Source organism: Desulfovibrio aminophilus DSM 12254, from assembly GCF_000422565.1.
GTDB classification, from domain to species: domain Bacteria; phylum Desulfobacterota; class Desulfovibrionia; order Desulfovibrionales; family Desulfovibrionaceae; genus Aminidesulfovibrio; species Aminidesulfovibrio aminophilus.
The window spans coordinates 148558-173394 of record NZ_AUMA01000011.1; the positions used below are offsets into that span (position 1 = coordinate 148558).

26 protein-coding genes, 2 pseudogenes and 1 riboswitch are annotated in these 24837 nt (G+C 66.8%); of the genes and pseudogenes, 16 read left to right on the forward strand and 12 right to left on the reverse strand.

Going from position 1 to position 24837, the window contains the following annotated elements:
- Positions 1-16 precede the first annotated feature (16 nt).
- Complete coding sequence (locus H587_RS0109675; RefSeq protein WP_034609032.1) at positions 17-1555, reverse strand: glycosyltransferase family 2 protein; 1539 nt, start codon at positions 1553-1555, stop codon at positions 17-19.
- A gap of 5 nt (positions 1556-1560) precedes the next feature.
- Positions 1561-2409: an ankyrin repeat domain-containing protein gene (locus tag H587_RS19685; RefSeq protein ID WP_051202623.1), complete on the reverse strand. Its 849-nt coding sequence runs from the start codon at positions 2407-2409 to the stop codon at positions 1561-1563.
- Between the two features lie 20 nt (positions 2410-2429).
- Between H587_RS19685 and H587_RS0109685 the strand changes: the two genes are divergently transcribed.
- The gene (locus tag H587_RS0109685) at positions 2430-2990 is read left to right on the forward strand and encodes a YIP1 family protein (protein ID WP_027176102.1); all 561 of its coding nucleotides are present in this window, start codon (positions 2430-2432) and stop codon (positions 2988-2990) included.
- 15 nt (positions 2991-3005) lie between these two features.
- Here H587_RS0109685 and H587_RS0109690 read toward each other — a convergent pair whose 3' ends face one another.
- The 4 genes from H587_RS0109690 to H587_RS0109705 all read right to left on the reverse strand — a co-directional run bounded on the left by H587_RS0109690 (position 3006) and on the right by H587_RS0109705 (position 7000).
- A complete protein-coding gene (locus H587_RS0109690; protein WP_027176103.1) occupies positions 3006-4379 on the reverse strand; it encodes a sigma-54-dependent transcriptional regulator in 1374 nt (457 codons plus the stop codon).
- 19 nt (positions 4380-4398) lie between these two features.
- Positions 4399-4962, reverse strand: a complete 564-nt coding sequence (locus H587_RS0109695; RefSeq protein ID WP_027176104.1) for a hypothetical protein — start codon at positions 4960-4962, stop codon at positions 4399-4401.
- Positions 4963-4971: 9 nt separating this feature from the next.
- Positions 4972-6405: a sensor histidine kinase gene (locus tag H587_RS0109700; RefSeq protein ID WP_027176105.1), complete on the reverse strand. Its 1434-nt coding sequence runs from the start codon at positions 6403-6405 to the stop codon at positions 4972-4974.
- 97 nt (positions 6406-6502) lie between these two features.
- Entirely contained in the window at positions 6503-7000 is a 498-nt protein-coding gene (locus H587_RS0109705) for a hypothetical protein (RefSeq protein ID WP_027176106.1), read from the reverse strand.
- 379 nt (positions 7001-7379) lie between these two features.
- On the opposite strand from H587_RS0109705, the gene H587_RS0109715 reads away from it, so the two are divergent.
- The 14 genes from H587_RS0109715 (at position 7380) to H587_RS0109780 (ending at position 18999) form a co-directional block, all read left to right on the forward strand.
- Positions 7380-7649 (forward strand): FmdB family zinc ribbon protein, encoded by a 270-nt coding sequence (locus H587_RS0109715; protein WP_027176107.1) that lies wholly within the window; start codon positions 7380-7382, stop codon positions 7647-7649.
- A gap of 68 nt (positions 7650-7717) precedes the next feature.
- Positions 7718-9013: an adenylosuccinate lyase gene (purB, locus tag H587_RS0109720; protein ID WP_027176108.1), complete on the forward strand. Its 1296-nt coding sequence runs from the start codon at positions 7718-7720 to the stop codon at positions 9011-9013.
- A gap of 18 nt (positions 9014-9031) precedes the next feature.
- Positions 9032-9592, forward strand: a complete 561-nt coding sequence (gene pyrE / locus H587_RS0109725; RefSeq protein ID WP_027176109.1) for an orotate phosphoribosyltransferase — start codon at positions 9032-9034, stop codon at positions 9590-9592.
- 38 nt (positions 9593-9630) lie between these two features.
- Positions 9631-10902 (forward strand): L,D-transpeptidase family protein, encoded by a 1272-nt coding sequence (locus H587_RS0109730; protein WP_027176110.1) that lies wholly within the window; start codon positions 9631-9633, stop codon positions 10900-10902.
- The gene (locus H587_RS0109735; protein ID WP_027176111.1) at positions 10899-11609 is read left to right on the forward strand and encodes a hypothetical protein; all 711 of its coding nucleotides are present in this window, start codon (positions 10899-10901) and stop codon (positions 11607-11609) included. Before H587_RS0109730 ends, H587_RS0109735 begins: the two co-directional genes overlap by 4 nt.
- A 46-nt stretch (positions 11610-11655) precedes the next feature.
- Positions 11656-13341 (forward strand): M99 family carboxypeptidase catalytic domain-containing protein, encoded by a 1686-nt coding sequence (locus tag H587_RS18070; RefSeq protein WP_245560859.1) that lies wholly within the window; start codon positions 11656-11658, stop codon positions 13339-13341.
- 85 nt (positions 13342-13426) lie between these two features.
- Positions 13427-13529: riboswitch (TPP riboswitch) on the forward strand.
- Between the two features lie 61 nt (positions 13530-13590).
- Complete coding sequence (cytX, locus tag H587_RS18075; protein ID WP_084630567.1) at positions 13591-14820, forward strand: putative hydroxymethylpyrimidine transporter CytX; 1230 nt, start codon at positions 13591-13593, stop codon at positions 14818-14820.
- Positions 14817-15620 carry a hydroxyethylthiazole kinase gene (gene thiM, locus H587_RS0109750; protein ID WP_027176112.1) on the forward strand — a complete coding sequence of 268 codons (804 nt, stop codon included), beginning with the start codon at positions 14817-14819 and terminating at the stop codon, positions 15618-15620. Before cytX ends, thiM begins: the two co-directional genes overlap by 4 nt.
- Positions 15617-16264 (forward strand): thiamine phosphate synthase, encoded by a 648-nt coding sequence (gene thiE / locus H587_RS0109755; RefSeq protein ID WP_027176113.1) that lies wholly within the window; start codon positions 15617-15619, stop codon positions 16262-16264. Before thiM ends, thiE begins: the two co-directional genes overlap by 4 nt.
- Before the next feature lie 10 nt (positions 16265-16274).
- Complete coding sequence (locus H587_RS0109760; protein WP_034609038.1) at positions 16275-17072, forward strand: sulfide-dependent adenosine diphosphate thiazole synthase; 798 nt, start codon at positions 16275-16277, stop codon at positions 17070-17072.
- Between the two features lie 78 nt (positions 17073-17150).
- A complete protein-coding gene (locus tag H587_RS0109765) occupies positions 17151-17462 on the forward strand; it encodes an HdeA/HdeB family chaperone (protein WP_027176115.1) in 312 nt (103 codons plus the stop codon).
- Positions 17449-17997 (forward strand): alpha/beta hydrolase fold domain-containing protein, encoded by a 549-nt coding sequence (locus tag H587_RS18080; RefSeq protein WP_051202624.1) that lies wholly within the window; start codon positions 17449-17451, stop codon positions 17995-17997. Before H587_RS0109765 ends, H587_RS18080 begins: the two co-directional genes overlap by 14 nt.
- Positions 17994-18491 carry a GNAT family N-acetyltransferase gene (locus H587_RS0109775; protein ID WP_027176116.1) on the forward strand — a complete coding sequence of 166 codons (498 nt, stop codon included), beginning with the start codon at positions 17994-17996 and terminating at the stop codon, positions 18489-18491. Before H587_RS18080 ends, H587_RS0109775 begins: the two co-directional genes overlap by 4 nt.
- A gap of 244 nt (positions 18492-18735) precedes the next feature.
- A complete protein-coding gene (locus tag H587_RS0109780) occupies positions 18736-18999 on the forward strand; it encodes an RNA recognition motif domain-containing protein (RefSeq protein ID WP_027176117.1) in 264 nt (87 codons plus the stop codon).
- 80 nt (positions 19000-19079) lie between these two features.
- Here H587_RS0109780 and H587_RS0109785 read toward each other — a convergent pair whose 3' ends face one another.
- Entirely contained in the window at positions 19080-19280 is a 201-nt protein-coding gene (locus H587_RS0109785; protein ID WP_027176118.1) for a hypothetical protein, read from the reverse strand.
- 226 nt (positions 19281-19506) lie between these two features.
- Here H587_RS0109785 and H587_RS21130 point away from each other — a divergent pair.
- Positions 19507-19626: pseudogene (locus H587_RS21130) on the forward strand (transposase); the annotation flags it as partial.
- A 38-nt stretch (positions 19627-19664) separates the two neighbouring features.
- On the opposite strand, the pseudogene H587_RS21135 reads toward H587_RS21130, so the two are convergent.
- The 5 genes and pseudogenes from H587_RS21135 to H587_RS0109815 all read right to left on the reverse strand — a co-directional run.
- Positions 19665-20162, reverse strand: a pseudogene (locus H587_RS21135) (lysylphosphatidylglycerol synthase domain-containing protein); the annotation flags it as partial.
- Positions 20159-21580: a glycosyltransferase family 39 protein gene (locus tag H587_RS0109800; RefSeq protein WP_169432767.1), complete on the reverse strand. Its 1422-nt coding sequence runs from the start codon at positions 21578-21580 to the stop codon at positions 20159-20161. The pseudogene H587_RS21135 and the gene H587_RS0109800, both read right to left, overlap by 4 nt.
- Positions 21581-21853: 273 nt before the next feature.
- Positions 21854-22942 (reverse strand): class I SAM-dependent methyltransferase, encoded by a 1089-nt coding sequence (locus H587_RS18090; RefSeq protein ID WP_051202625.1) that lies wholly within the window; start codon positions 22940-22942, stop codon positions 21854-21856.
- Positions 22920-23786, reverse strand: coding sequence for an NAD-dependent epimerase/dehydratase family protein (locus H587_RS0109810; RefSeq protein ID WP_027176121.1), 867 nt, complete (start codon positions 23784-23786; stop codon positions 22920-22922). Before H587_RS0109810 ends, H587_RS18090 begins: the two co-directional genes overlap by 23 nt.
- 15 nt (positions 23787-23801) lie before the next feature.
- Positions 23802-24833, reverse strand: a complete 1032-nt coding sequence (locus H587_RS0109815; protein ID WP_027176122.1) for a TIGR00180 family glycosyltransferase — start codon at positions 24831-24833, stop codon at positions 23802-23804.
- Positions 24834-24837: the final 4 nt, after the last annotated feature.

Here is a 24837-nt window from a genome sequence, read left to right on the forward strand (position 1 = left end):
CGGCGCGTGGGCAAGCTCAGGGCAGAAAGGGCGAAAGGGTGCGCCAGAATTCCCGGGCCGGGGCGGGCAGGAAGGGCGAGACCGCCGCCAGGGCCGCGCGGAAGGCCTCCGAGTCGGCCCGTTCCACGTCCCGGCGCATGTCGGCCAGTTCCCCGCCGTCGAACTTGTGTTCCATCTTGAAGTGGTTGGCTTGGGCCTGGGCCAGGGAGAGCGGGGTGCGGCGGGAGGGGTCGCCCGTGTCCTGGAGATGGACCACGGCGGCGCGGCCGTCGAAGACGACCATGCCTCCGGCCTTCCATATCTGGAGGTCGTGCTCGATGTCGTCCACCTGGGATGGCGAGAAGCGCGGGTCGAAGCCGGGAACGCCCAGGCGCTCCAGGCGTTCGCGGTGTAGAAGGTGGCAGCAGCCCATGACCGAGAGGCAGGGACGGAGATGGTCGTACTGGCCCAGGTCGAGAACCGTGGGCGCGTTGGGCGTGAAGCGGATGCGGCCCTCGCCGGTCTCGGAGAAGAAGCGCCAGGCGTACTGGATCACCAGCGGTGAGCGCGGGTGGAGCACCTTGACCCCGGCGGCGCAGGCCCGGGGCTCGGCCTCCAGGGCGCTCAGGAGCCCGGCCAGCCAGCGACGGGGCAGAAGCACGTCGTCGTCCAGGAAGGCCACGCAGTCGGCTTCGCGCGAGGCGGGCAGGCCCAGGAGCCAGTTGCGCGCGGGCGGAGCGCCGACGTTCACCGGCAGGTGCAGCACCTCCAGGCGGAGATTCGGGGCCGTGCGCCGGGCCAGGGCCTCCAGCTCCTTCGGTGAGATGGAGGTCGAACCGTTGTTCAGCAGCGTGACCCGGGCCGGGCCCAGTTCCGTGGCGGCCAGACTCGCCAGGGTTCGGGCCAGGGCCTCGGGCTTGTTCCAGGAGTAGAGGCAGACATGGACGCGGTGGGTTTCGACGAGGTTCGGGTCGGGCGGCGGCGCGGCCAGCTGCATGATGGCCGAGGGCTGGAAGGGCTCCAGTTCCAGGGAGGCCAGGAGATGGGCGCGGGCCTCCTCCGGATGGTCCTCGTCCAAGGCCAGGCGGGCGCGCAGGTTGCGGGCCAGGAAGTTTTCCGGGGCATGCTCCAGGGCCCGGGCCGCCTGCTCCGGTTTCCCGGCCGCGCGCAGGCCCCAGGCCAGCAGCGGGGCGGCGGCCGCTCCTCCGGGGGAGGTGAGCAGGGCTTCGGTTTCGGCCAGGAAGGCGGAACGTCCGCCGGTCTGCCAGGCGTTCAGGGCCTGGGCGAGACTTCGCGCCGGGCCGGGATCGGCCGGGGCGCGCAGGCCGTCCAGCCAGCGGACGAAGCCCGGGGGCGGCGGCGCGGCCGGAAATATGCGTCTGGCCTGTGCCGCCAGGGCCGGGTCGAAGGGCAGGAAGACGACCGCCTGGCGCAGCAGGGCTCCGGCGGCGAACAGACGCTGGGGCTGGTCCGGTCGGGCGTCGGCCAGGAGTGCGGCGGCGGCCTCCAGGGCCTGCCCCGGGTCCAGGAATCCGGCCAGGCGCAGGCGGTGGAAGACGTCCCGAAACAGGCGCATGCGGGTCAGCGCGCCCCGTGCGCTTCCAGGAAGCCGCGCACCTGGGGATCCTTGGCCCAACCCAGGGGGGTGGCTCCGTTGGGGCCGGAGGCGTTCACGTCCGCGCCGCGCTGGACCAGGGCCTGGACCAGGGAGATGTTGCCGGACTTGGCCGCCCAGTGCAGGGGCGTGAAGGGGGTCAGGGGACAGCCCTTGGGGTCCGCGCCCTGCTCCAGGAGATAGAGGGCGATGTCCACCTTGCCCTTGCGCACGGCCCAGGAGATGGCCGTGGCCCCGAACTGGTCCATGGCGTGCAGGTCGCAGCCGCGGGCGAGGAGTTCACGCACCAGCTCCAGGTTCCCCTTGCTGCCGCAGGCGCCGTGCAGGGGGGTCTTGCCGTAGTAGGTGCGGGCCTGGGCGTCCGCGCCGCGCTCCAGGAGGAGCATGGCCGTGCCCAAGTTGCCGAACTCGGCGGCCGAGGCCAGGGGGGTCATGTCGAGCTTGTCGCGGCCTTCGATGGAGGCCCCGGAGTCCAGGAGCCAAGCCACGATCTCGGGAGTGCCGCACTGGGCCGCCCAGGTCAGGGGCGTGGCCCCGGAGGCGTCGTCGACGGCGTCCAGCAGGCCGCGCGGCGGGGTCATGGCCTTGACCCGGGACAGGTCGCCCTCGCCGATGGCCATGAACAGGCCGGTGAAGCGGGCGGCCTGGGCCCCGGCGGGCAGGCAGAGCAGGATCGCCAGAAGAAGGCAGAGAGTCCGTTTGCGCATGGATGGAGAATACACCAGCAGGGCCCGGGCTGCCAAGAGCGACGCGCGCGGCTGGAATTCGCCGTTGAATCCGGGCAGATGGAATGGTAGAGAAGTGAGGAGGTCCATTTTTTCAAAGGGAGCGGCGCATGAGCACGGCCTTCGATTTCCAGCGGCTCTGGAGCGATTCGGAACGCATCCTGCGGGAACCGAAAAGCTTTTTCTCCTCCATGCCCGTGAGCGGGGGTTTCGCGGACCCGGTCGTCCGGGCCGCGGTGTACGGTCTGGCCGCCGGGTTGGTGAATCTCATCTGGGGCATCTTCGGCCTGGGACACGGCCGGATGATGACCTCCTTCGGCGGGCTGGGGATCGGCGGGCTGGTGGGCATGCCGCTCATGGCCCTGGCCGGGGTCTTCGTGGGTGGGGCCGTGCTCTGGCTGGCGGCCCGCCTGTGCGGCGCTCAGCCCGGATACGAGGCCGCCGCGCGGGCCTCGGCCGCCTGTCAGGTGCTCCTGCCCGTGCGCGCGGCCTTCAATCTCTTCCACGCCGCCAGCCCGAGCCTGGGTCTGGCCCTGGGCGTGGCCTTGAACCTGTTCGGAGCCTGGCTGGCCTACAACGCCCTGGCCTCCGCACTGGGAGCGGAGGAACGCAAGGCCCGCGTGGCGGGCGTGGTCCTGGCCGTGCTCTCCCTGGCCGGAATGGCCTCCTGAACAGTTTGGTCCAGGCTATTCCTCGCGGTCCGGGATGCCGTACTTCTTGATCTTGTAGTGGATGGCGCGGCGGCTGATGCCCAACAGGTCGGCCGCCGCCTTCTTGACCCAGCCGGTCTTCTTGAGCGCCCGCAGGATGGCCTGGTGCTCGCTTTCCTCCAGGGACAGCGACTGTTCCTCGCGCGGCAGGGCGCCGGGGGAGAGGGGTTCGTCCAGGTTTTCCAGGGCCAGGTCGCCTGGCCGGAAGACGTCGTCGCGGGCGAAGACCACGCCCGCCTCGATGGCGTTCTTCAGTTCCCGCACGTTTCCCGGCCAGTGGTAGCCGGTCATGCGCTTGACCGTTTCGGCGGCCAGGGTCATGGCCGGGCGGTTCTGCGACCTGCACGCCTCGTCGAGAAAGCGTTCGGCCAGCACCGGGATGTCCTCGGTGCGTTCGCGCAGGGGCGGCACCGAGAGGGTGGCCACCTTGAGCCGGAAATAGAGATCCTCGCGGAAAGACCCCTTGCGCACCATGGCGGGCAGGTCGGCGTTGGTGGCCGCCACCACCCGGCAGGAAACCGGGATCTCCTTGGTGTCCCCGATGCGCCGGATGGTCCGTTCCTGGAGAAAACGCAGGAGCCGGGTCTGCATCTCTGGAGAGATGTTGCCGATCTCGTCCAGGAGCAGGGTGCCGCCGTCGGCCTCCTCGATGAGGCCCTTCTTGTCCTTGAGCGCGTGGGTGAAGCTGCCCTTGACGTGGCCGAAGAGTTCGCTTTCCAGCAGCGTGGCCGGGGTCGAGCCGCAGTCCACGATGACGAAGGGGCCCTTGGCCCGGGGCGAGAGCTGATGGAGAATCCGGGCCACCAGTTCCTTGCCCGTGCCGGACTCGCCGGTGACGAGCACGTTCACGTCGCCGTGGGCCACGCGTTCCAGGCGGTCCAGGAATTCGCGCATGACCGGGCTCTTGCCGCCCCAAAGCATGGCCAACGGCCCGTTCTTGGACTGGGGAGCCTTCGTGCGGGCCGGGGCGCGTCCGGCCAGGATGGAGTCGATCTTGGCCACCAACTGGCGGCCGTCGAAGGGCTTGGTCAGGTAGTCGGCCGCGCCGGTGCGGATGGAGGCCACGGCGTCCGGGATGCTGCCGTAGGCCGTGAGCAGGATGACCCGGACCTCGGACCAGTTGGTCAGCACTTCCTTGAGCAGCCCGGCCCCGCCCATGCCCGGCATCTTCACGTCCGAGACGATGCAGTCCACCGGCTCCTCGGCCAGGAAGGCCAGGGCGTCCTCGGCGCTGTCGGCGAGACGCGTCCGGTAGCCCGCGGCCACGAGGCGCGCTTCGAGAACCTGAAGGATGTTCGGGTCGTCGTCGACCGCGAGGATCGTGTACTGCTTGCGTTCGTTCTGTTCCATGCTCGGGTCGGGAAGAGGGCTAGTTGATGTCCTGCTTGCGGATGGTGATTTCCTTGTGCAACTGCTCCAGGGCGTCCAGCTGGCTCTTCAACTCGTCGAGATCCTGGGATTTCTCCTTGAGCCGGGCGCGCAGCCGGGCCATCTCCTTCTCCATGGAGCGCACGGTCTCCCGCGAGTCCTCGCCGTCCGGGGTCAGGCGGGGCAAAAGCGGAGCGAGCAGCCGTGGATCCTCGATGTCCGGGTTGTCTGGGGCCAGGCTTGCCCAGCGGTTCCAGACTTCCATGGCCTCGGCCATGTCCTCCTCGGTGTCGGCCATGGCCAGCTTGGAGCAGGCCAGACCGTAGAGGGCCTTGCGCGAGAGCACGGGATCGGAGCTGACCAGGGAGAGGGCCAGGAAGAGGTCGGCGGCCCGGTCGTAATCTCCGGCCCGGTAGGCGTCCGATGCCGAGGTCAGGGCGTTCAGCGATTCCTGGGCCTGGGCCTGGGCGTGGGGTTCGCTCTTGGGCGCCAGATGCACGGAACAGCCGCCCAGAAGCACGGTCAGGGCCAGCAACGGAAGAGCGAACTGGAAATGACGTCGCATGCCGTGCCTCTACTCCAACTCACCGGCCTTGGGAAGGGAGAAGCAGAAACAGCTGCCCTTGCCCTCCTCGCTGGTGAGCCACATCTCGCCGCCGTGTGCGTCCACGATGCGCTTGGCGATGGACAGGCCCAGGCCCACTCCGTCCACGCTGGCCCGCACCGCGGGTTCCCGGTAGTACTTGCGGAAGACATAGGCCTGCTCGGCTTCGGGGATGCCCCGTCCTTCGTCGCGCACACAGAAGACTACCCGGTCGGCCTCTGCCTCGGCCGAAACCATGATGCGCGAGCCGGTGGGCGAGAACTTCACCGCGTTGCCCAGGAGGTTCAGGAGCACCTGCTGAACGTGTTCGAAGTCGGCCAGGGCCCGGCAGGGGGCGGGCGGCAGGCGCAGGGAGATATGGATGCTCTTGGCCGTGGCCGCGGGCTGGATGCGTTCGATGACCGAACGCACGAAGGTTTCGGCGTCCAGAGGCTCGGGTCGCAGCTTGAGATCGTTGGCCTCCATGCTGGACACGGTCATGAGCCGGGTGAGCAGGCTGGTCAGGCGCTGGATCTCCTTCTTGGATATCTCCAGGAAGTGCAGCTGGCGTTCGTTCAGATCCCCGAACACCCCGTCGGACACCAGCTCCACGGATTCCCGGATGCTCGTCAGCGGGGTGCGGATCTCGTGGGAGAGCATGGAGATGAAGTCCGAACGCATCTGCTCCTCCTGCTTGAGCCGGGTGGTCATGCTGTTGAAGGCCCGCGCCAGTTCGCCCAGTTCGTCGGAGGAGAGCACGCGCACGGGCTTCATCTCTCCGCCCTGGGCCAGATCGCGGATGCCGCGTCGGACCTCCGACAACGAGCGGTTGAGCCAGTAGGCGATGAAGATCGAGCCCGCCAGCCCGGCGGCGATCGAGGCCATGAGCCCGAAGAATCCCATGCGCGCGGCGTCGCGTCCGGCCTGGTTCAGTTCCCGCAACTGCGTCTCGGTTTCCAATTGGTTGGCTTGGCGGGTCTCGGAAAGCAGGGTGATCCAGGCATTGACGGTCTTGTCCGGCAGGACCAGGGTCTCGGGCCCGGCGTCGGTGGAGAGAATGATCGAGAACTCCTCGGTCAGGGGCTTCCATTGCTCACGATATTCGGGGTGGCGTTCCAAAACCCGGTCCAGGGTTTCCTTGAATCCGGCCAGGTCGTTGATCACGTATTGGATGTAGTCGTCTTTTTTGAGGATTTCATAGCGCTTGCGGTTCTCCTCCAGGGAGAGGAGGGTGCGGATCATGCGTTGAGTGGCGCTGTCGATCTCATGATGCACCGTGGCCACCGAGCCCGAGGCGTCCACGATGTCGCGGATGCGCAGGAGCAGGAAAGTCGTGGTGGCGTAGAAGATGACGATGAGCGTCAGACACCAGAGCAGGAGCTTGGTGGTGATGGAGAGCCGTTTTGGCCAGTGGATCAAGCGCATGTGGACCCCGTGTCGCGGTGACCGCGACCGGGGAGCGAGGATACAGGAGTTGCGCGCCGGGGTCCAGCGCCGACGGCGGCGGCCGGACCCCGGAACGTCAATGAACGGTGGAGCTGGTCTGCTCCTGGCCAGCGGTGCCCGCCTGGAGCTTGAAGATGTACTCGCGGACCTCGTCCATCTTCTTCCAGTTTTCGTACATTTCCTTCCATTCGGAGAAGCTGCGGCGTTCGGCGTCCAGGTATGCCTCGTGGCCCTTGAGCCAGAGGGAGAAGACGTACTGCTCGATTTTGAACGGTTTGCTGTCGAAGACCGTGGCGACCACTCCGTCGGCGTACTTGCTGCCGTCCAGGCTGGAGGCCATGTACGTGCAGATGTTGTCCTGGCACTTCTTGTAGGTGAGTTCCTCGTTGTTCACCGGCTCGGCCAGGGTGAACAGGGCCGGGTGTTCGCGCCGGACCTCGTCCAGCACGTCCTCTGGAATCTCCAGGAACAATTTTCCGTCGCGCTCGGTGGTGAAATAGTGACGCATCCATTGGTCGAACATGATGACCTCGATGACGTCGGCGACGGCGCGGTCGTAGCGAAGATCCTGCATGGCGGCTCCTTGATTGGGAATTGCTGGGGGATAATGGACACGGAAAGTCGCGGAGTCAAGGGGCCCGTGGGGTTGATTGCAATTCGGCACGGCTTCGGGTAAGGGGCTGGACAGCCGGGCCGTTCTGCGCTATCTGCACTCCCTTCCGATGAAACCAACGGCCGCGGCCGGAATCTTGCAAGGAGACACGCATGTCCAAGCACAAGAAGATTGAGCGCATGAAGGAGCTGACCCGCCGCCGGAAGCGTCGCGAGGAGCGGCTCAAGGAGCGCATCAAGGTCGCCAAGGCGGCCGCCGCCAAGGAAAAGTAGTTTCCGAGGCGGGGCTTCCGCCCTCTGGCGGGCGGAAGGGACTATCCGCATCTCAAGGAGGGGACACCATGCCCATCTATGAATACGCTTGCCAGGAATGCAAGCAGACCTTCGAGGACTGGCAGAAAGGGTTCGAGGAGCGCGAGTTGCCTTGCCCCGTGTGCGGCGGCAAGTCCACCCGGCTCATCTCCAACTCGTCTTTCATTCTCAAGGGCGGCGGCTGGTACGTCACCGACTATTCCGGCCGCAAGGCGTCCGCGTCCGGGGAGGACTCCCCGAAGAAGGCGGACACCTCCGGCCCGGCACAGCCGGCCGAACCGGCCGCGAAGGCCGACTAGGCCAGAAGAAAAGGCAGCCCTCGGCTGCCTTTTTTCATCTATGAGGGCCGCCCGGCCCGGGGAACGAGATGATCGAACGCTATTCGCGGCCCGAGATGGCCGCCCTGTGGACCCTGGAGAACAAATTCGCGGTCTGGCTCGAAGTGGAGCTGGCCGTGTGCCGCGCCTGGAACCGTCTGGGACAGATCCCGGATGCCGACTTGGCCGAGATCACGACCAAGGCGGGCTTCGACGTTGAGCGCATCCTGGAGATCGAGAAGAAGACCCGCCACGACGTCATCGCCTTCCTCACCGCGGTGGAGGAGAAGGTGGGTCCATCGGCCCGCTACATCCACCTGGGCTGCACCTCCTCGGACATCGTGGACACGGCGGGCGGCGTGCTTCTGACCCGCGCCGGACGGATCATTCTGGACGGCGTGGACCGCTTGTTGGTCGTGCTCAAGGACATGGCCCGCAAGCACCAGGGGCGGCTGTGCATGGGCCGGACCCACGGTGTGCATGCCGAGCCCGTGAGCTTCGGGCTCAAGATGGCGGGCTTCTACGCCGAGTTCACGCGCCACCGTGAGCGCTTCGCCCAGGCCCTGGAAGGCATCCGGGTGGGCAAGATTTCCGGCGCCGTGGGCACCTACGCCCACCTGGACCCCCGCCTGGAGGAAATCGCCTGCGAGCTGCTCGGCCTGGCTCCGGACCCCATCTCCACCCAGATCGTCCAGCGCGACCGCCACGCCCACTACTTCACCGCCCTGGCGCTCATGGCCGGGGGAGTGGAGCGGCTCTGCACGGAACTGCGCCACCTCCAGCGCACCGAGGTCCTGGAGGCGGAGGAAGGCTTCGCCAAGGGCCAGAAAGGTTCCTCGGCCATGCCCCACAAGAAGAACCCCATCTCGGCCGAGAACCTCTGCGGCCTGTCCCGTCTGGTGCGCTCCAACTCCCTGGCGGCCATGGAGAACATGGCGCTCTGGCACGAGCGCGACATCAGCCACTCCTCGGTGGAGCGCGTGATCATGCCGGACTCCACCATCCTCATGGACTACATCCTGCACCGTCTGGCCGGTCTGGTGGAGAATCTGCGCGTGATCCCGGAGAACATGGACCGCAACCTCATGGGCTCCTGCGGCCTGTTCTATTCCCAGCGGGTGCTCATGGCCCTGCTGGAGGCCGGCTTGCCCCGGCAGAAGGCCTACGAGATGGTCCAGAAGGTGGCCATGCGCTGCTGGGAGGAACGCCTGAGCTTCCCCGACGAGGTGCGCAAGGACGGCGAGATTCTAACGCATCTTTCGGCGCAGGCGCTTGACGCGGCCTTTGACCCCTCGTACTACCTCCGGTATGAGGAAATGATTCTGAGCCGCGTACTCGGCGGCTGAAGGGGACGGACAATCCGCATGACCGACATGAAGAAGCGCCTCGCCTCCCTGCTCCTGGAATTGTCCTATGTCGAGGGCGAGGTCACCCTCACCTCGGGCAAGAAAAGCGATTACTATTTCGACTGCAAGCAGACCGCCCTGCATCCGGAGGGCGGTTTCCTCATCGGCAGCCTGTTTCTGGAAATGCTCGCCCCGCTGCGGGTGGCCGGAGTGGGCGGCATGACCCTGGGGGCCGATCCGCTGGTCTCCGCCGTATCCGTTCTCTCGCAGGTGAACCGTTGCCCCATGCCCGGCTTCATCATCAGGAAACAGCCCAAAGGGCACGGCACCAATCAGTATCTCGAAGGCCTCAAGAACTTCCACGCCGGCGACCGGGTGGCCCTGCTGGAAGACGTGGTGACCACGGGCGGGACGCTGCTCACCTCGGTGGAGCGCGTGCGCGCCGCCGGGTTCGAGGTGGCCGCCGTGCTCTGCGTCCTGGACCGCGAAGAGGGCGGCCGGGAACGCTTGGCCGAGGCTGGACTGGAGCTGTGCTCCATCTTCACCCGCAAGGAACTGCTGGCCGCCGCCCGGGGCTGATCCCGGCGGCTCAACCGATGTCACGGATGATGTCAGCCTTGAAGACCGCACGACTGTATCTGCTGGCCCTGATTCTGCTGTTGCCCGCCTCCCTCGCGCGCGCGGAGGGCTGGAAGGTCCGGCTTGACTCCTACTCCCTGAGCCCCCAACGCTTCCTGGCCATCACCAAGGATGGGCAGACGTTGTTCATGCTCGAACACCAGAGCCCGCTCAAGATGGCCAAGCAGTTCCCCTGCACCACGGGGCAGTCCGTCGGCGACAAGCGGGTGGAAGGCGACCTGAAGACGCCCGAGGGCGTGTATTTCGTGGGCGGGAAGTTGCCCGGCGGAAGCCTGGACTACGAACTCTACGGCGGCGTGGCCTATTCCCTGAACTTCCCCAATCCGGTGGACCGCATCAAGGGCAAGACCGGCTCGGGCATCTGGATCCACGGCAGGGGCAAGTCCCTGGCTCCCCGCGACACGCGGGGCTGCGTGGCCATGAACACCGACGACCTTCTGTCCCTTGACGGAGAATTGAAGCGCGGTACGCCCGTGATCATCGCCGAGGACGTGACCTGGAGCGAGGAGCCGGGAGAGGCCGAGGGCACCGCCAAGTCCCTGGCCGAGGCCCTGCGCGGCTGGGCCCGTGACTGGGAGGGGCGGGGCGAGGCCTACTTCCGCAACTACGCCCCGGAAAAGTACGCTCTCAGCGAGGGCAAGCCGTTCTCGTCCTTCGTGACCTACAAGAAGCGCATCTTCGCGAGCAAGCCTTGGATTCAGGTCATGGTCGAGAACGTGCACGCCGTGCCTGGACCGGACTACTGGGTGACGACCTTCGATCAGTACTACCGCACCACCGGAATGGCCGACACCGTGGGCAAGCGCTTCTACTGGCAGCGCGACGCCTCCGGGGCCTGGCGCATCGTGGGGGAGGAGTACACCGCGCCCAGCGAGGATCTGGGGCCCAAGTACCTGCAGGCCAAGTCCGAGGAAGCGCGCAGGCTTCTGGACGGCTGGCTGGCTGCCTGGCGCAAGGCCGACCTGAAGGGTTACCTTTCCTACTACGACGTCCGCGCCGAACAGGGCAAGACTCGTGGCCGCGAGGCCATCGGGGACTTCAAGAAGTCCATCTGGCAGTCCAAGCCCCCGGCCGAGGTCAAGGTCGATTCCGTGGAGTTCTCCCTCCACGCCCAGGGCCTGGCCGCCCGCTTCGTGCAGACCTACCGCGACGCCTCCGGGTACTCCGACAGGGGCGTGAAGACCCTGGTCCTGGCGCCCGAGGACGGCGGCTGGAAGATCGTCAGCGAAGACTGGAGAGCGCTGCAGTGAGCCACCTGAAGTACAGCGTCCTCTTCATGCGCGACGACTCCGACGTGCGGCGCTTTCGGATCAGCCCGTTCTGGCTCAAGGCCTTCCTCTATTTTCAAGGCTTCCTGCTGCTGCTTTCCATCATCGGCATCTCCATCGGGGCCACGTTCTGGAGCTCCAACGCCTCCCTGCGCGCCGAGCGCAAGGCGCTCGAACTGCGGCTCAGCGAGGCCGAAGTCCAGTTGGAGCGTCTCACCAACATCGAGAAGATGAAGGCCGAGGCGAGCGCCAAGGGCGCGGCCCCCGCCGAGAAGTCCGGGGCGGCCCCGGCCGAGCCCCTGGCCCCCAAGACTCCGCCCGTGAATCTGCGTGACCTCTTCGGCAAGGTCAACACGGCCCAGGTGACGGTGGAGAACTTCCAGACCAGGATCAGCGGCAATGAGGCCACGGTGAGCTTCGAGCTGACCAACGTGCAGTCCGTGAACACCCTCTCGGGGCTGGCCGAACTGTCCCTCATCCGCAACGACGGACAGATGCTGGGCGTGGAGGCCAACCGGGCCGACCTCTCGTTCCAGATCCAGCGCTTCAAGCACATCCGCACCGCCTTCTCCCTGCCCAAGGGAGTGGACCGCCGCGACGTCTTCGGCCTGCGCCTGGAGATCAAGGGTTCCGATGGCAAGACGATCTTCAGCGACACGTTCCCGCTGCGCGATCCCGTGGCTTCTTAGCCTCTGCATCGCGCTGCTGCTTCCCTCCCGGGCGTCGGCCGCGTCCGTGTCGAGTTACACCTTTTTCCAGGGAACCCAGTATCCCCTGACCGTGGTCCGCATCCGGGGCGAGGCCCCGGGCCCGACGATCATGGTCCAGGGAGGCATCCAGGGCGACGAGATCTGCGGCGCGGTGACGGCTCAGCTGCTCACCGGCAGTCGCGTCCTCAAGGGCAACCTCATCGTGGTGCCCCGGGCCAACCTGCCGTCCATCCACCTGCAGCAGCGGCAGGTGAACGTGGACATGAACCGCCGCTTCGACCGGGACTACAACCGTTTCTATGAGGACCGCGTGGCCCGGGTCATCCGCCACCTGTTGGCCGAGTGCGACGGGTTCATCCACCTGCACGAGGGCAGCGGCTTCTACAGTCCCCGGCATGTGAACGCCCTGCGCAACCCCAACCGCTACGGCCAGTCCATCATCGTGGACGCCGAGTCCCACGCCGGGGTGGACCTGGGCGGACTGGTGCGGGGGGTGCTGGCGGAGTTGAACCCCACGGTGAATCCCGCCGAGTACCGGTTGGAGATATTCGACACGCGCACCTTCGACCCGGACACGCGCTATCCGGAGATGCGCAAGTCATTGACCTATTACGCCCTTTCCGTCCTGCACATCCCGGCCGTGGCCGTGGAGGTGAGCAAGAACATCCGCGACATCGGCTGGAAGGTCCGCACCCAGATGGCCGCCGCCCGGCTTCTTCTGGCGCATCTGGGCGTGGAGACGGCCCCGACGGACTTCGACGAGGCCGATGTGCTGGCCGCGGCCCAGGTGGCCACGGGGGTGCGTGTCAACGGCAGCCCGTTGGTTTCCGGCGCGCATATTCGTCTGGCCCGGGGCGCGACCATCACCGCCGAGTCCGGCGTCGGCACCGGCCGGAGCTATTCCCCGGCCCTGGCCGTGTTCGCCTCGGATCGTCCGGGGGTGAATCTGCTGAACACGCCGCGTCTGGCCCTGGAATCCTTCACCGGTCTGGAAGTCCGGGCCGACGGCAAGCCCGTGGCCCAGGTCCGCGTGGACTGGGAGGCGGGGCGTCCGGCGGTTTCCGAAAGCGACGGGCCGGTGTTCGTCTGCTGGCTCAACGGCCGCCTCGTGTACGTCAAGAACGGGGAGACGTTGCGCGCCGTGGCCGGGGATCAGCTCGTCATCGAGGGCATCCGGGGCGGCAACCGGCGCGAGGTGCTCAACCTCAAGGGCTACACCTCCAGCCCGTGGGAGAACGACGGCCAGGATCTCGGCGTGGAGATCATCCTGGACCCCGACAACTTCATGGACAAGTACCGCCAACGCTCGGACGCTCCGGGCGTGGTCCGCTATCCCGTGGTCCGCGAGACCCCCGGGGCCGCCAGGGCGTCCTTCAACCTGGACATCGAGCCCCGTCGGGTGGAGGCCTTGCTCCTGCGCGACCACTTCGGCCGCGAGGTGGAGGTGCCGTTCAGCGCGGGAAGCGAATACCGGCTGCCTGAGGGAGAGTATGAACTGCTCAGCGCCCGGACCAACGGCGAACCCGGCAAGCTCATGGCCACGGCGGGCGGAGCGCCCGTGAGCGAAGGGCAGAAACTTTTGGTGGGCGGCGCGCCCGTGGACATCACCCTGCGCCAGGCCACCACCTTCCAGGAAATGGGCACGCTCACGCTCGCCCCGGGGCGCTGGGCCGAACTGGCCCCCATCGGAACGACCTCGGTCGTGCCCTGAGACAGGCCTTTACGGCGGACCCGAAGCGCGCTATGCAGTTTTCCGGCGGCCGGACACGGCTGCCCGTTCTTTGAGTGATTCGCATCACATCCGATTGGGGTGTTCCGTCCTGGCGGGCGGAACTGAGATCATACCCATGGAACCTGAAGCAGTTCGGACTGCCGGAGGGAATTCGGATCGTCACCGGGAGCCGCCCGTTCCCCCCTGACGCCGGGATTCCCCCCCCCTCTGCCCGGACGGGGAGACGTCGTGGACGGCTCGAAATCCCTCTCCTTTCTCGGACTCTTCGCCCTTTGGTTCGGCGCGGCCGTGTCCGTGGCCGAAATCCTCACCGGCGGCCTGCTGGCCGATCTCGGCCTGGAGCGCGGCTTGTGGGCCGTGGTCCTGGGCCACCTGGCGGGCATGCCGCCCTTCGCCCTGGCCGCCTGGGCGGGCTTCCGCGAACGGCTTCCGGCCATCGCCTGCACCCGCGTCTCCTTCGGCGCGCGCGGCTCCTGGATCGTCTCCCTGCTGAACGCCCTCCAACTGGTGGGCTGGACCGCCGTGATGATCCAGCAGGGCGGCTTGGCCGTGGACGCCCTGACGACCTCGATCTGGGGCCTGTCCGCGCCGGTCCTGGCCCCGATCCTCCTGGGCGGGCTCGTGGGCCTCTGGGTCTGTCTCCAGCCCCGTGGTCTGCACGTCCTCAATCTGGCCGCGGTGGGCCTGCTCTTCTGCCTGACCGTGGCGCTCAGCGCCGTGGTGTTCGGCTCCGCGTCGTCCTTGGCCCCGGTAGCGCCCACGGGGAGCTTCGGCCTGGGCTTCGAGCTGTCCATCATCATGCCCCTGTCTTGGCTGCCGCTGGTGGCCGACTACACGAGCCAAGCCCGCAGCCGCTCCGGGGCCCGGATCGCTCCCTGTCTGGGCTATTTCCTGGGCAGTTGCTGGATGTACGCCATCGGCCTGCTGGGGGCCCTGCGCACGGGCTCGGCCGATCCCTCGGGCATGATGCTGGCCGCCGGGCTCGGCGGCGTGGCCCTGGCCGTCATCGTCCTGGCCACCGTGACCACCACCTTCCTGGACGTCTACTCGGCTGCGGTGTCCCTGCGGAACGTCCTGCCCGGTCTGAATCGGCGGGCCGTGTCCGGGGTCGTGGCCCTGCTCGGCACGGCCCTGGCCGTGCTGGCCCCGAGCGACGCCTACATCGACTTCCTCTATCTGCTGGGCTCGGTCTTCGCCCCGGTGGCGGCCGTGTTCCTGGCGGACTACTTCCTGGTTCGCGCCGACAGCCGGGCCAGGCTCGTCGATCCCCTGGCCCTGTTCTCACTGGCCGCCGGGGTCGGCATCTACCAGTTGCTTTCCGGCCGCGACCTGCCCATCGGGCCGACCCTGGCCACCATGCTTCTCACCGCAACCCTGCACCTGGTCCTGCGGGCCGCCGAGCGCGGTCTGCGCAAGGGCCGCGAGAACGGGCAGGCCGTCACGCGAGGCGCCGCATGAGCGATCCCATCATCGTCTGGACCGACGTGGTCCGCATTCGTCGGGCCAATCCCCTGGTCCTGAACGTGACCAACAACGTGGTCACCAACATCACGGCCAACGCCCTGCTGGCCCTGGGGGCATCCCCGGCCATGACCCACGCCGCCCAGGACGCCAAGGAGCTGGCCTGGCTGGCCCAGGCCGTGGTCCTGAACATCGGCACCCCGGCCGCTGATTACGTGGAGAGCATGTTCGCCGCCGGAGCCTCGGCCCGGGAGAAGGGCATCCCCGTGGTCTTGGACCCCGTGGCCGCCGGAGCCACGGCCTACCGCCGCCGCCTCTGCCGCGACCTGCTGGAGTCCGTCCGGCCGTCCGTGATCCGGGGCAACGCTTCGGAAATCATGGCCCTGGCCGGAGAGAACGCGGCCTCCAAGGGCGCGGACAGCATGCACGGCAGCGCCGAGGCCCTGGAAGCCGCCCGGGAGCTGGCCCGGAAGCGTTCCTGCGTGGTCTGCGTGAGCGGGGCCGTGGACTACGTGACCGACGGCGCGGCGACCCTGGCCGTGGGCAACGGCGTGGAGCTGATGACCAAGGTCACGGGCCTGGGCTGCACGGCCACGGCCCTGATCGGGGCCTTCGCCGCGGTGAACGATGACCGCCTGACCGCCACGGCCCACGCCATGTCCGTCATGGGTCTGGCCGGGGAATTGGCGGCCCGGGGCGCGGCCGGACCCGGCACGCTTGAGCCCTGTTTCCTGGACGCCCTGTACTCCCTGGACGAGACGGCCGTGGTCGCGGGCGCCCGGCTGGAGGCCGCATGAGGCCCGTTGCGGACTATTCGCTCTATCTCGTCACCGACCGGCCCGCCTGCCTGGGACGCGACCTGCTGGACGTGGTGGGCCGGGCGGCCCGCGCCGGGGCCACGGTGGTCCAGGTGCGCGAGAAGTCCTGCCAGACCCGCGAATTCGTGGAGTTGGCCCGGGCCTTGAAGAACCTGCTCGACTCCCTGGGGCTGCCGTTGATCATCAACGACCGCGTGGACGTGGCCCTGGCCGTGGGCGCTGCCGGGGTGCACGTGGGCCAGAAGGACATGGCGGCCTCGGACGTGCGTGCCCTGCTGGGCCCGGACAGGATTCTCGGGCTGTCCGTGAACACTTTCGAGGAGGCCCGCGCGGCCGAGGCTCTGGACGTGGACTACCTGGGTGTGGGGCCGGTCTTTCCGACGGCCACCAAGGCCGACGCCGGACCGGTCTTCGGAGTGGACAACCTGGCCCGATTGCGCGCGGCCACGCGGCGTCCCCTGGTGGCCATCGGCGGCATCGGCGCGGCCAACGCCGAGGCCGTGGCCGCCGCCGGAGCCGACGGGCTGGCCGTCGTCTCGGCGATCTGTTCGGCCCCGGACCCCGGGGCCGCCTCGGCGCAACTCCTGGCCGCCATCCGGCGCGGCCGCAACCGCATGATCTGAAGGAGCTCCGATGACCGTGGTGAATGAGCGCTTGGTGAGCCAGGCAATCCTCGAGCGCTGGTGTGAGAAGTTCACGAACTGCCTGGATCTGGACGTGGCCGTGGTGGGCGGCGGGCCCTCGGGCATGTTGGCGGCCTGGAAGCTGGCCGGGCGCGGCTACAAGGTGGCCCTGTTCGAGCGCAAGCTCTCCCTGGGCGGCGGCATGTGGGGCGGCGGCATGACCTACAACTTCATCGTGGTTCAGGACGCGGGCCGGCGTCTGCTGGACGAACTGGACGTCCCTACCCGACCCTATGGCGAGGGCTACCACACCGCCGACGCCGTGACCGCCACCACGACCCTGGCCTCCAAGGCCTGTCTGGCCGGAACCCAGGTCTTCAACTGCCTCTCCGTGGAGGACGTGGTCCTGCGCGAGGAGGGCGGCGTCAAGCGCGTGGCCGGTCTGGTGGTCAACTCCACGCCGGTGGAGATGACGGGCCTGCACGTGGACCCCCTGGTGGTCCACTGCCGGGCGGTCATCGAGGCCACGGGCCATGCCGTGGAGGTGCTCAAGACGCTGGTCCGCAAGAACGGCGTGAGCCTGAACACGCCCTGCGGCGGCATCGCGGGGGAGCAGTCCATGTGGGCCGACAAGGCCGAGGCGGACACCCTGGAGAACACCCGCGAGATATTCCCCGGCATCTGGGTGACGGGCATGGCCGCCAACGCGAGCTTCGGCTCCTACCGCATGGGGCCGATCTTCGGCGGCATGCTCCTTTCCGGCGAAAAGGTGGCCGAAGACATCGCCGCCCGCCTCGGAGCCCATTGACAGCGGACCGCTCCGGCGGCACTTAGTGAGGCGGGAACCCGGCGGTCGGGTTCCCGCCCGTTCCGATGGAGGTTGTCCATGCGCCGCGTCCTCGGCGTCCTGTCGCTCGTCGCCGTCCTGTTCACGCCCGTCCTTTCCGCCGCCCAGTCGGACGCACCCCTGCGGCTGGACATGAAGACCTACACCTGCCGGGAGTTTCTGCGCGAGCAGCAGTTGGGCATGGTTCTGACCCTGTTCTGGTTGGACGGTTACGCCAATGCCAAGACCGGGGGCGACATGGTCCTGGATTCCGCCGCGCTGGACCGTTCCGGCTCGATCATGGTCCAGCAGTGCACCAAAACGCCCGCGGCCAAGGTTCTCGATGTCTTCCGCGCCTATGTCCGGCCCTGATCCGGCGGTCGATCCCGCATCCCTGACCCTGCATCCGTTCATTCGCGATCTGGTGGACCGGCTGCTGGCCGCGAGCCCCCTGGCCGCCTGTCTCCTCGCCGGAGAGCGGGACGGCCCCCGGCTCGCCGGGCAGGTGCGGGCCTTCCCCTCCACGGACATGGCCTCCTTCGACACCTCGGCCCACCGCCGCTACGGCCGGGGCCTATTCCTGAGCCTTGAACTGTTGGCCTTTTTCCGGGACTGCTATCTGCCCGATCCGGCCCAGGCGCTCGACCCTCTGGTCTCGCCCCTGCGGGCCCCGAACCTCTCGCATCAGCCGCTCACCCGGCTCAGCCTGGCCGAGCACGACTTGCTCCGAGACGAGGCCCTGGCCCTGGCCCGGCGTCTGCAGGGGGCGGGAGTGCCCTGCGAGACCACGGTCCAGACCGGCATGATCCACGGCTTTTTCGGCATGCACGGCATCAGCCCGGAGGAGAACGGCCTGGCCGAGGCCGCCGCGTTCCTGCGCCGGGTTCTTCGCGTGGAGACCCCATGACGGACATCCGCATCGAGCCCTTCGCCCCGGAGCACCAGGACGGGGTGGTGGACGTGATCCTGACCATCCAGTGCAAGGAGTTCGGCCTGCCCATCACCCTGGAGGACCAGCCGGACCTGCTGGACATCCCGGGCGTCTACCGGCGGGGCAAGGGCAACTTCTGGGTCGCCCTGGTCGGCGACGAGGTTGTCGGAACCCTGGCGCTGCTGGACATCGGCTACCGGCAAGGGGCCCTGCGCAAGATGTTCGTGCGCGCGAACCGGCGCGGGCCGACGCCGGGACTGGCGGCGCGGCTCCTGGCCGCGCTTCTGGACTGGGGCCGGGGCAGCGGCTTTCGAGAAATTTTCCTCGGCACCACGTCCAGCTACCTGGCCGCCCATCGTTTCTATGAAAAGAACGGCTTCATCCGCCTCCCCCGCGAGGCCCTGCCGTCCGCGTTCCCGATCATGCGGGTGGACACGATCTTCTACCGCCTGGGCCTGGAGCGGGGCTGATGGCCGAACCGCGTTCCGGGTCCGAGGGAAGGGCCGGGGCGTCTTCCTCACTCCGGGGCCAGGATGACCGACACATGCGCGGTCCGGGAGAAATGAAAGTTTTTTTGTCGGGGGATCAAAATAGTTCTTGACTCCCAAAGAAGGGACACGTAGGGATACACCTTCCGCCTAGTTCGGTTGCGAACAGAACGGCACGGAGCCGTTCGGCCCGACAGGCACATTTCAGTCTTTGTTTGGGAGTCTTATGAAGTCCATTTACGTCGGCAACCTGCCCTTTTCCGCCACCGAGGACCAGACCCGTGACATGTTCGCCGCCTACGGCGAGGTCACTTCCGTGAAGTTCATCATGGACCGTGAGACCGGTCGCTTTCGCGGCTTCGGTTTCGTGGAGATGGATGACGCCGGCGCCGCCGAGGCCGTTCGCGGCCTGAACGGCACCGATTTCGGCGGTCGTACGCTGAAGGTCAACGAGGCCAAGCCTCGTGAAGAGCGCGGTCCCCGCTGGTAGCAGGGTTCGCCCAATACCTGGTGGAAATGCAAGCCGCCCCGCCTCGCGCGGGGCGGCTTTTTTTCGTCCCGGCGGAGGAGTCAGTTCCTCGGGTTTTCGTTGTCCGGGGCGGAGCGGAACGCCTGGAAGGCCTCCCGTAGGGCTTTGGGCCCGAGATGTTCCTTGCCTGGGAGCAGGACCGTGACGATCACGGTCGGCATGTTCTGGGTCAGACGGAGGAGCTGGGCGGCCACGAGAGCTTGTTCCCGGCCCAGCCCGAACCAAGCGAAGGAGAAGACCATCGCGGCCTCGAAGAGTCACAGTCCGCCCGGCGAGGAGGGGATGAGGAAGCTCAGCGAGGTGGCGGCGTAGATGACAAGCAGGGTGCCCAGACCCGTGTTCAGACCCATGACCGTGTTTGTGTTGAAGATGAACGTGGCTGGAGTAGCACCCGTTTGGACCGGACACCCTGGCAGCGATAGGAGATAGGTCTAGCCCTATGTCCAGACCTAGTGCTATGGGGAAACATTGGTGGAGGTGCTGACCACGGTCCACCGTCGACGGTGGACCGTGGCGGAGAAACTGGAGCTGGTCCAGGAGTCGCTGCATCCGGGCATGAACGTCTCGTACGTGGCCCGCAAGCGCGGCAGCAGCCTGCGCGCGGCCGGGAACACCAGAACTTGCGGCTCTGAGAGCCATATTCCGGCAAGGGTCAGGGCCAAAGGAAGCCAGACGAAGTGCTTGCCCGAGACGAGGTTGGCCAGGGCGGCCAGCGCCAGGATCATGTTCAGGTCCGCTAAACGTTCCCAGAAGACGAAACCGAAGCTCTCCCTTATGGGTATGGAGGTGTGCCGCTTGAGGTAGAGGACCTTGCCCAGCTCGCCGAGTCGGGCCGGGAAGATGTTGTTCAGGCCGTTGCCGAGGATGCAGGCCAGGGTGGCCTGGGTGATGGTCGCCCTGGGACCGGTGATGGCCCGGAAGCGGACGCCCTGGATCAGTGAGAGGCACAGGCCGAGGATCAGGGATAGGAACAGGGGCAGACCACGGAATGCCGCCAGGGTTTCAACCGCGCGCTGGAGGTTCAGATCCCACAGTGCGTAGATGAGACACGCTCCGGCTAGGCAGAACCGGAGCGTGAGCGACAATAGCCATCGCGGCAGGGACGCGGCCGGGGTTTGACTCATGGGGCTGCGGAGGAGGGGATGGGTTTGACCCGGCACAGCCTGCGGTCGAAGATCACCTCGGCTCCGGGAGTGGCGTCCGGAGGCGCCCCGTTGGGGGTCACCAGGTAGACGTTTTCGTCTTGGGGGGTCATGGCCGCATACCGTACGTTGTCGTAATCTCGGGAGTCGCCCAGGAACATGGCGGCCACGCGATCTAGGTTGCGAGCCATGAACAGGGGAACCTGGGTGAGCTTGCGGTCCTTCTGGTTTATTCCGGTGAATATCCAGATGAACGCCTGTTCTATTGCGTTTGGTTGCCAAGCTAGGTAGCGCATGACGAATGGCCGCTTTTCGGCCAGGAGCGGGGTGAGAATTTCGGCGTCCTTGCCGATTTGGACGATGGAGTTGGTCGGGGGGATTTTCAACAGGGTGAATGCCGCGAAGGCACCGAACAGCAGCACGGTGCATACTTTTGCCGCGCGGGGCGAGCCTACCTTCAGTGAACTGAGCCAGAGCAACAGGGTGATCAGGCCGAAGGGCGCCACGGAACACCAGTAGCGGGACCCGATGGGGTGCACGATTTGGGGCCTGGAAATGCTGGAAACCATGTAGGTCATGAGGAACATGAAAATCATGTACATGATGGCCAGGGCGCGGCGGCGTTGGTCCGTGGAGCGCAATTCGGACACGCAGGCGATCAGGCTCAGAATCAGAACAGCCAGGAGGCCGCGCAGCTTGGAGTAATCCAGGATGTTCAGGAGATAATCCTTGAGGGGCAAGGTCAAGAGGGTTTCCCGGTCGTCCATGGCGTGTTTGGCCACTCCCAGCCGGCCCAGGATCGAGCCGGTGTCCAGCCAGAAATAGAGCCATTCGCAGCCGAAAAAAAAGCCAGAGGTGAGGCAGAAGGTGAGCACGCCTTTGAAGCTGCGCGAGGGCAGCCAGATGAGCAGGAGCAGGCCGGGAAAGAAGTAGATTGCCGTCTCGCGCGCGCCCCAGGCGAGAACGAAGGCCACGCCCGCCAGAATGAGCAATGCGGGTGAACGGCGTCGTAGCCACACGAGGATGAGCCAAATAGTGACGGCCAGGAAGGCGAAGATGAAGACGCTGGGCCAGAGCTGGCTGCCAGTCTGGGCCATCTGGGGAAAGAGAATGGTCAGGACGGCGGCCGCGATGCCCAGACGGCGGCTATGCAGTTCCTCGCCGATGAGGTAGACGAACACCGTGCCCAGGGAGGCGGTCAGGATCGGCAGCACGTAGTAGAGCATCGGGTTCGTGCCAAACAGCTTCATCAGGACCCACACGGGGACCGAGATGGTCCAGCGCATGGTCTGGTGGGTCCAGGCCGTCAGGCCGAGTCCATCGAGAACGCGATGGACCTCGATCCAACGAGTGGCGTTGTCACCGCCGATGTCCACGTATTCGGCCGTGAGGATGCGCACCACGACGCTCGCGGCGAAGAGGATTGGAAGAAACGATAATCGTCTGTTAGTATTCCTGTTGCTGACCGTAATTGGTGCGCATTGCATGGGGGACAAGGGCGACTCCAGTTTGGAGGAGAAAGGCGCTTCCTTCACAAATAATTGACCGGTAAGATAGGGCGAGGCCTGAGTTTTGTAAAGACTGAGGGGGCAGGTCAATACAATCGAGCATACAGGTCGCAACGCCCCAGCAGTTCCTCATGCCGCCCCTGGTTTTGAACCAGCTGGCACGTCTCAGTTCGTAAGATCTTCCAGGCTCACCACGCGAACTCTCAAGGCCGCAGCCTGCGCCCGGATCTCCTCGAGATAGTTATGATTCATGGCCACGGCCGTGGCTCCGGCAAAGCCGGCCAGCGACTCCGGAGGCAAGATGGGATGGGCGGTGTGGGCGATGTAGCGGAGCTGTTTCCGAGGATTAATGTCGATGACCGCAGCCACCAAACCAGCACCGGGGTCCACGAGATTGAGCAGGGACGCGCCCTTGGCTCCAGCGCCCCAGAGCATCTGGCCTGGGTTCTCGCGGAAGTATGTCGCGAGGCTGGCGATCCGTTCCGGAAAGCCCGTTTCCGGGCAGAAAGCAGAGGATTTCCGAGCCCGAGGTAGGAGATCCTCCAGGCGGGCCAAGCATCCCAGGTACTGCCCCTGGAACAGGGTCTCGAAGGAACAGTCGCGCCAGAGGGCTCCCAGGCTACGGCGGGTGAAGTAGTTCACGTGCTCGTGGAATACGTCCCAGAAGGCCCGCTGGCGGCGGATCCAGTCGAAGCAGGGCACCTCCACGTAAATCAGGCCGCGGCCCTGGTTGGCTTGCGCGATGGTGGCCAGCAGGCCGCGGGGATCGGGCACGTGTTCTAGGGTGTGCCGAAGGACCACGAGGTCCGCAGGGGTGACCGAGCTGCCCGGACCGAAGTACTCGCGCACAACGCCCGGGTCATCGCCCTCGAAACTCGGGTCAAAGCCCGTGACGCGGTATCCGGCTTGGCGCAGCAGGCCCAAAAACAGTCCCTTGCCGCAGCCCACCTCGACCACCGTAGCCCCGGACGGGACTCCCCGGCCCAGCAGTTCGAGGACCTGCGCTAGGTGCCGGCGGAAGGCCGGAGAATGGCCCTGCTCGTTCTGGTATTCCTGGTCATAATCCATGAGCTTCGGGGCGAAGCTGCGGTTAAACACAAACCCGCACTGCGGACAGCAGGCCAAGTCCACCCGGGCCATGGCCGCGCTGCGGGCCGCCACGGGCGTGGGATAGGTCTTATTCTGGAAAGCCGGGCATTCCAGGTTCCAGATATCCCGGGCCCCAGGCGAGTCACACAGCGGACAGACGGTCATAGGCGCTCAGGGCGCGTTGTAGCTTGGCGGTGTTGCCCCAGAACCGGAAGGGTTCCCAGTCCGGGTAGGGATAGACGCCAAGATTGAGGGTCAGGGCCGCCCCGCGCTCGGCCACATGGGCCTGCACCAGTTCCCGCACTGTGGCTGGCTCGCCGGAGCAGACGTTGATCACCCCGGCGACCTCATCCTGCAAGGCGACGCGCGCCAAGTATCCGGCTAGGCGTTCCACCGGAAGGAAGTCCCGGACCTGCTCGCCACCGGACATGTCGAAGGACGCCCGGCCCTCGTCTAAAGCCCGATCCAACTGGGAGAACAAGGAGTTGGGATTCTGGCCCGGGCCGTACATGTAAAACAGGCGGGCCCACTGGAGCGTGGCACCCACGGCCGCAGCGGCTGGCTCCAGCGCCCGGCGCAGAGCATCTTTGGCCCGGCCGTAGGCGTTCTCCGGCCGAGTCTCGATATCCTCGGAAAACTCGCCTTCCTGCAGGCCGTACTCGAAACAGGTGCCAGCCACCAAGAGACGACGCAGGCCTCCCGCCAGCAGGGTTCTAAGAAAGGCCAGGGATTGCGGCAGGTTTTCCTCCAGATGATGCGCCCCGCGATAGTCCGGCAAGCCGGACCAAGCCAAGTGGAGACAGCGGTCGGGCCGGCCCAGGGTCTGGAAGGGATCGGACGACGGCACAGCCAAGTCCAGGGGACGCCAGTCCACTCGCCCGAACCAGGGCATGGCCTCGGCCCGCTCCCGGCTGCGTGAGGCGGCGATGACTGGCACGCCCAGGTCTAGCAGGGCGGCCACCACGTAACGGCCGATGAATCCCGTGGCTCCAGTGATGAGGACCCGCATAATTACCCCCGGGCCTCAGGCGGCCCGGATCAGAGCCAGCAGTTCGTCCAGGTCGGCCCGGCCCTCAGGCCCTACGAAATCCAGGGCCTGCTCAAGCAGACAGCGCCGGCTGACCCTGGCCTCGTCCCGGGCAGCGGCCCTGCGGGCCCTGGCCCGGGTCCGCAGGATGGTCTTGTCCAGCAACCGCTGCCACTCCCGGCGCAGCTTGTCCGCGCAGGTTCGCACGGGCTTGTCCTGAAGCCAGTACATGGCCAATGCCCCGTCTACGAAGACCCGGGCCTGCTCCAGGGGGATGCCCGCCCGCTCGGCTAGGTAGGCATCCACCGCCTGGCGAACGTCTTGCACCTCTCCGCCATAGCGCGGGTCCGTGGCCAGCTTGAAGGGGCTGGAATGGAACCGCGGATCGCGGTCGTTGATCGAAGGCCCGGCCTCCATAAGGGTGAAAGGTAGAGGGAGTTTGGCCAGCTTGCCGTGGATGGCGGCCATGAGCACGATATAGGTCTCGAAGAGATAGTAGTTCCTGAGGGTCTGCGGGCAGCGGCTGAAGATGTCTCGCCACATGTCCGTGCGCTGCACCGCGTAATAGCTGGACCAGAAAAACAGAAAATTCTGGAGCAGCCTGTCCCCGGGGCGCTCGGCGTCCACGGCGAAGGGGAACCGCTTGAACTGGGGGCAGGCCAAGCCTTCCCCGCCCTGGCCGGTCTGGAAGTCCAGGCCCATGGCCGATGAGTAGTCTGGGTGGGCCTCCAGGAACTCCAGGCAGAGACGCACGGCGCGCGGATTCGTCAGCGTATCGTCGGCGTTGAGCAGCATGTAGGGGGTGCGGACCCGCTCCAACACCGGGGCCTGCATCTTCTTGGTCAGGTTCTGGCCCGGACAGTGAACGTAATCCACGTCGGGGTGCCTAGCGGCGAAGGTGTTGGGCGCGGCGCTGGAATCGATCACCAGGATCCGGCCGCGACTGGCCAGGGCGTTGGGCAGGACGCGCCGCTCCAAAAGCCGCTGGCGCTCGTGGGTGGGGATGACGATGGTCAGTTTCTCTCGCACGCAA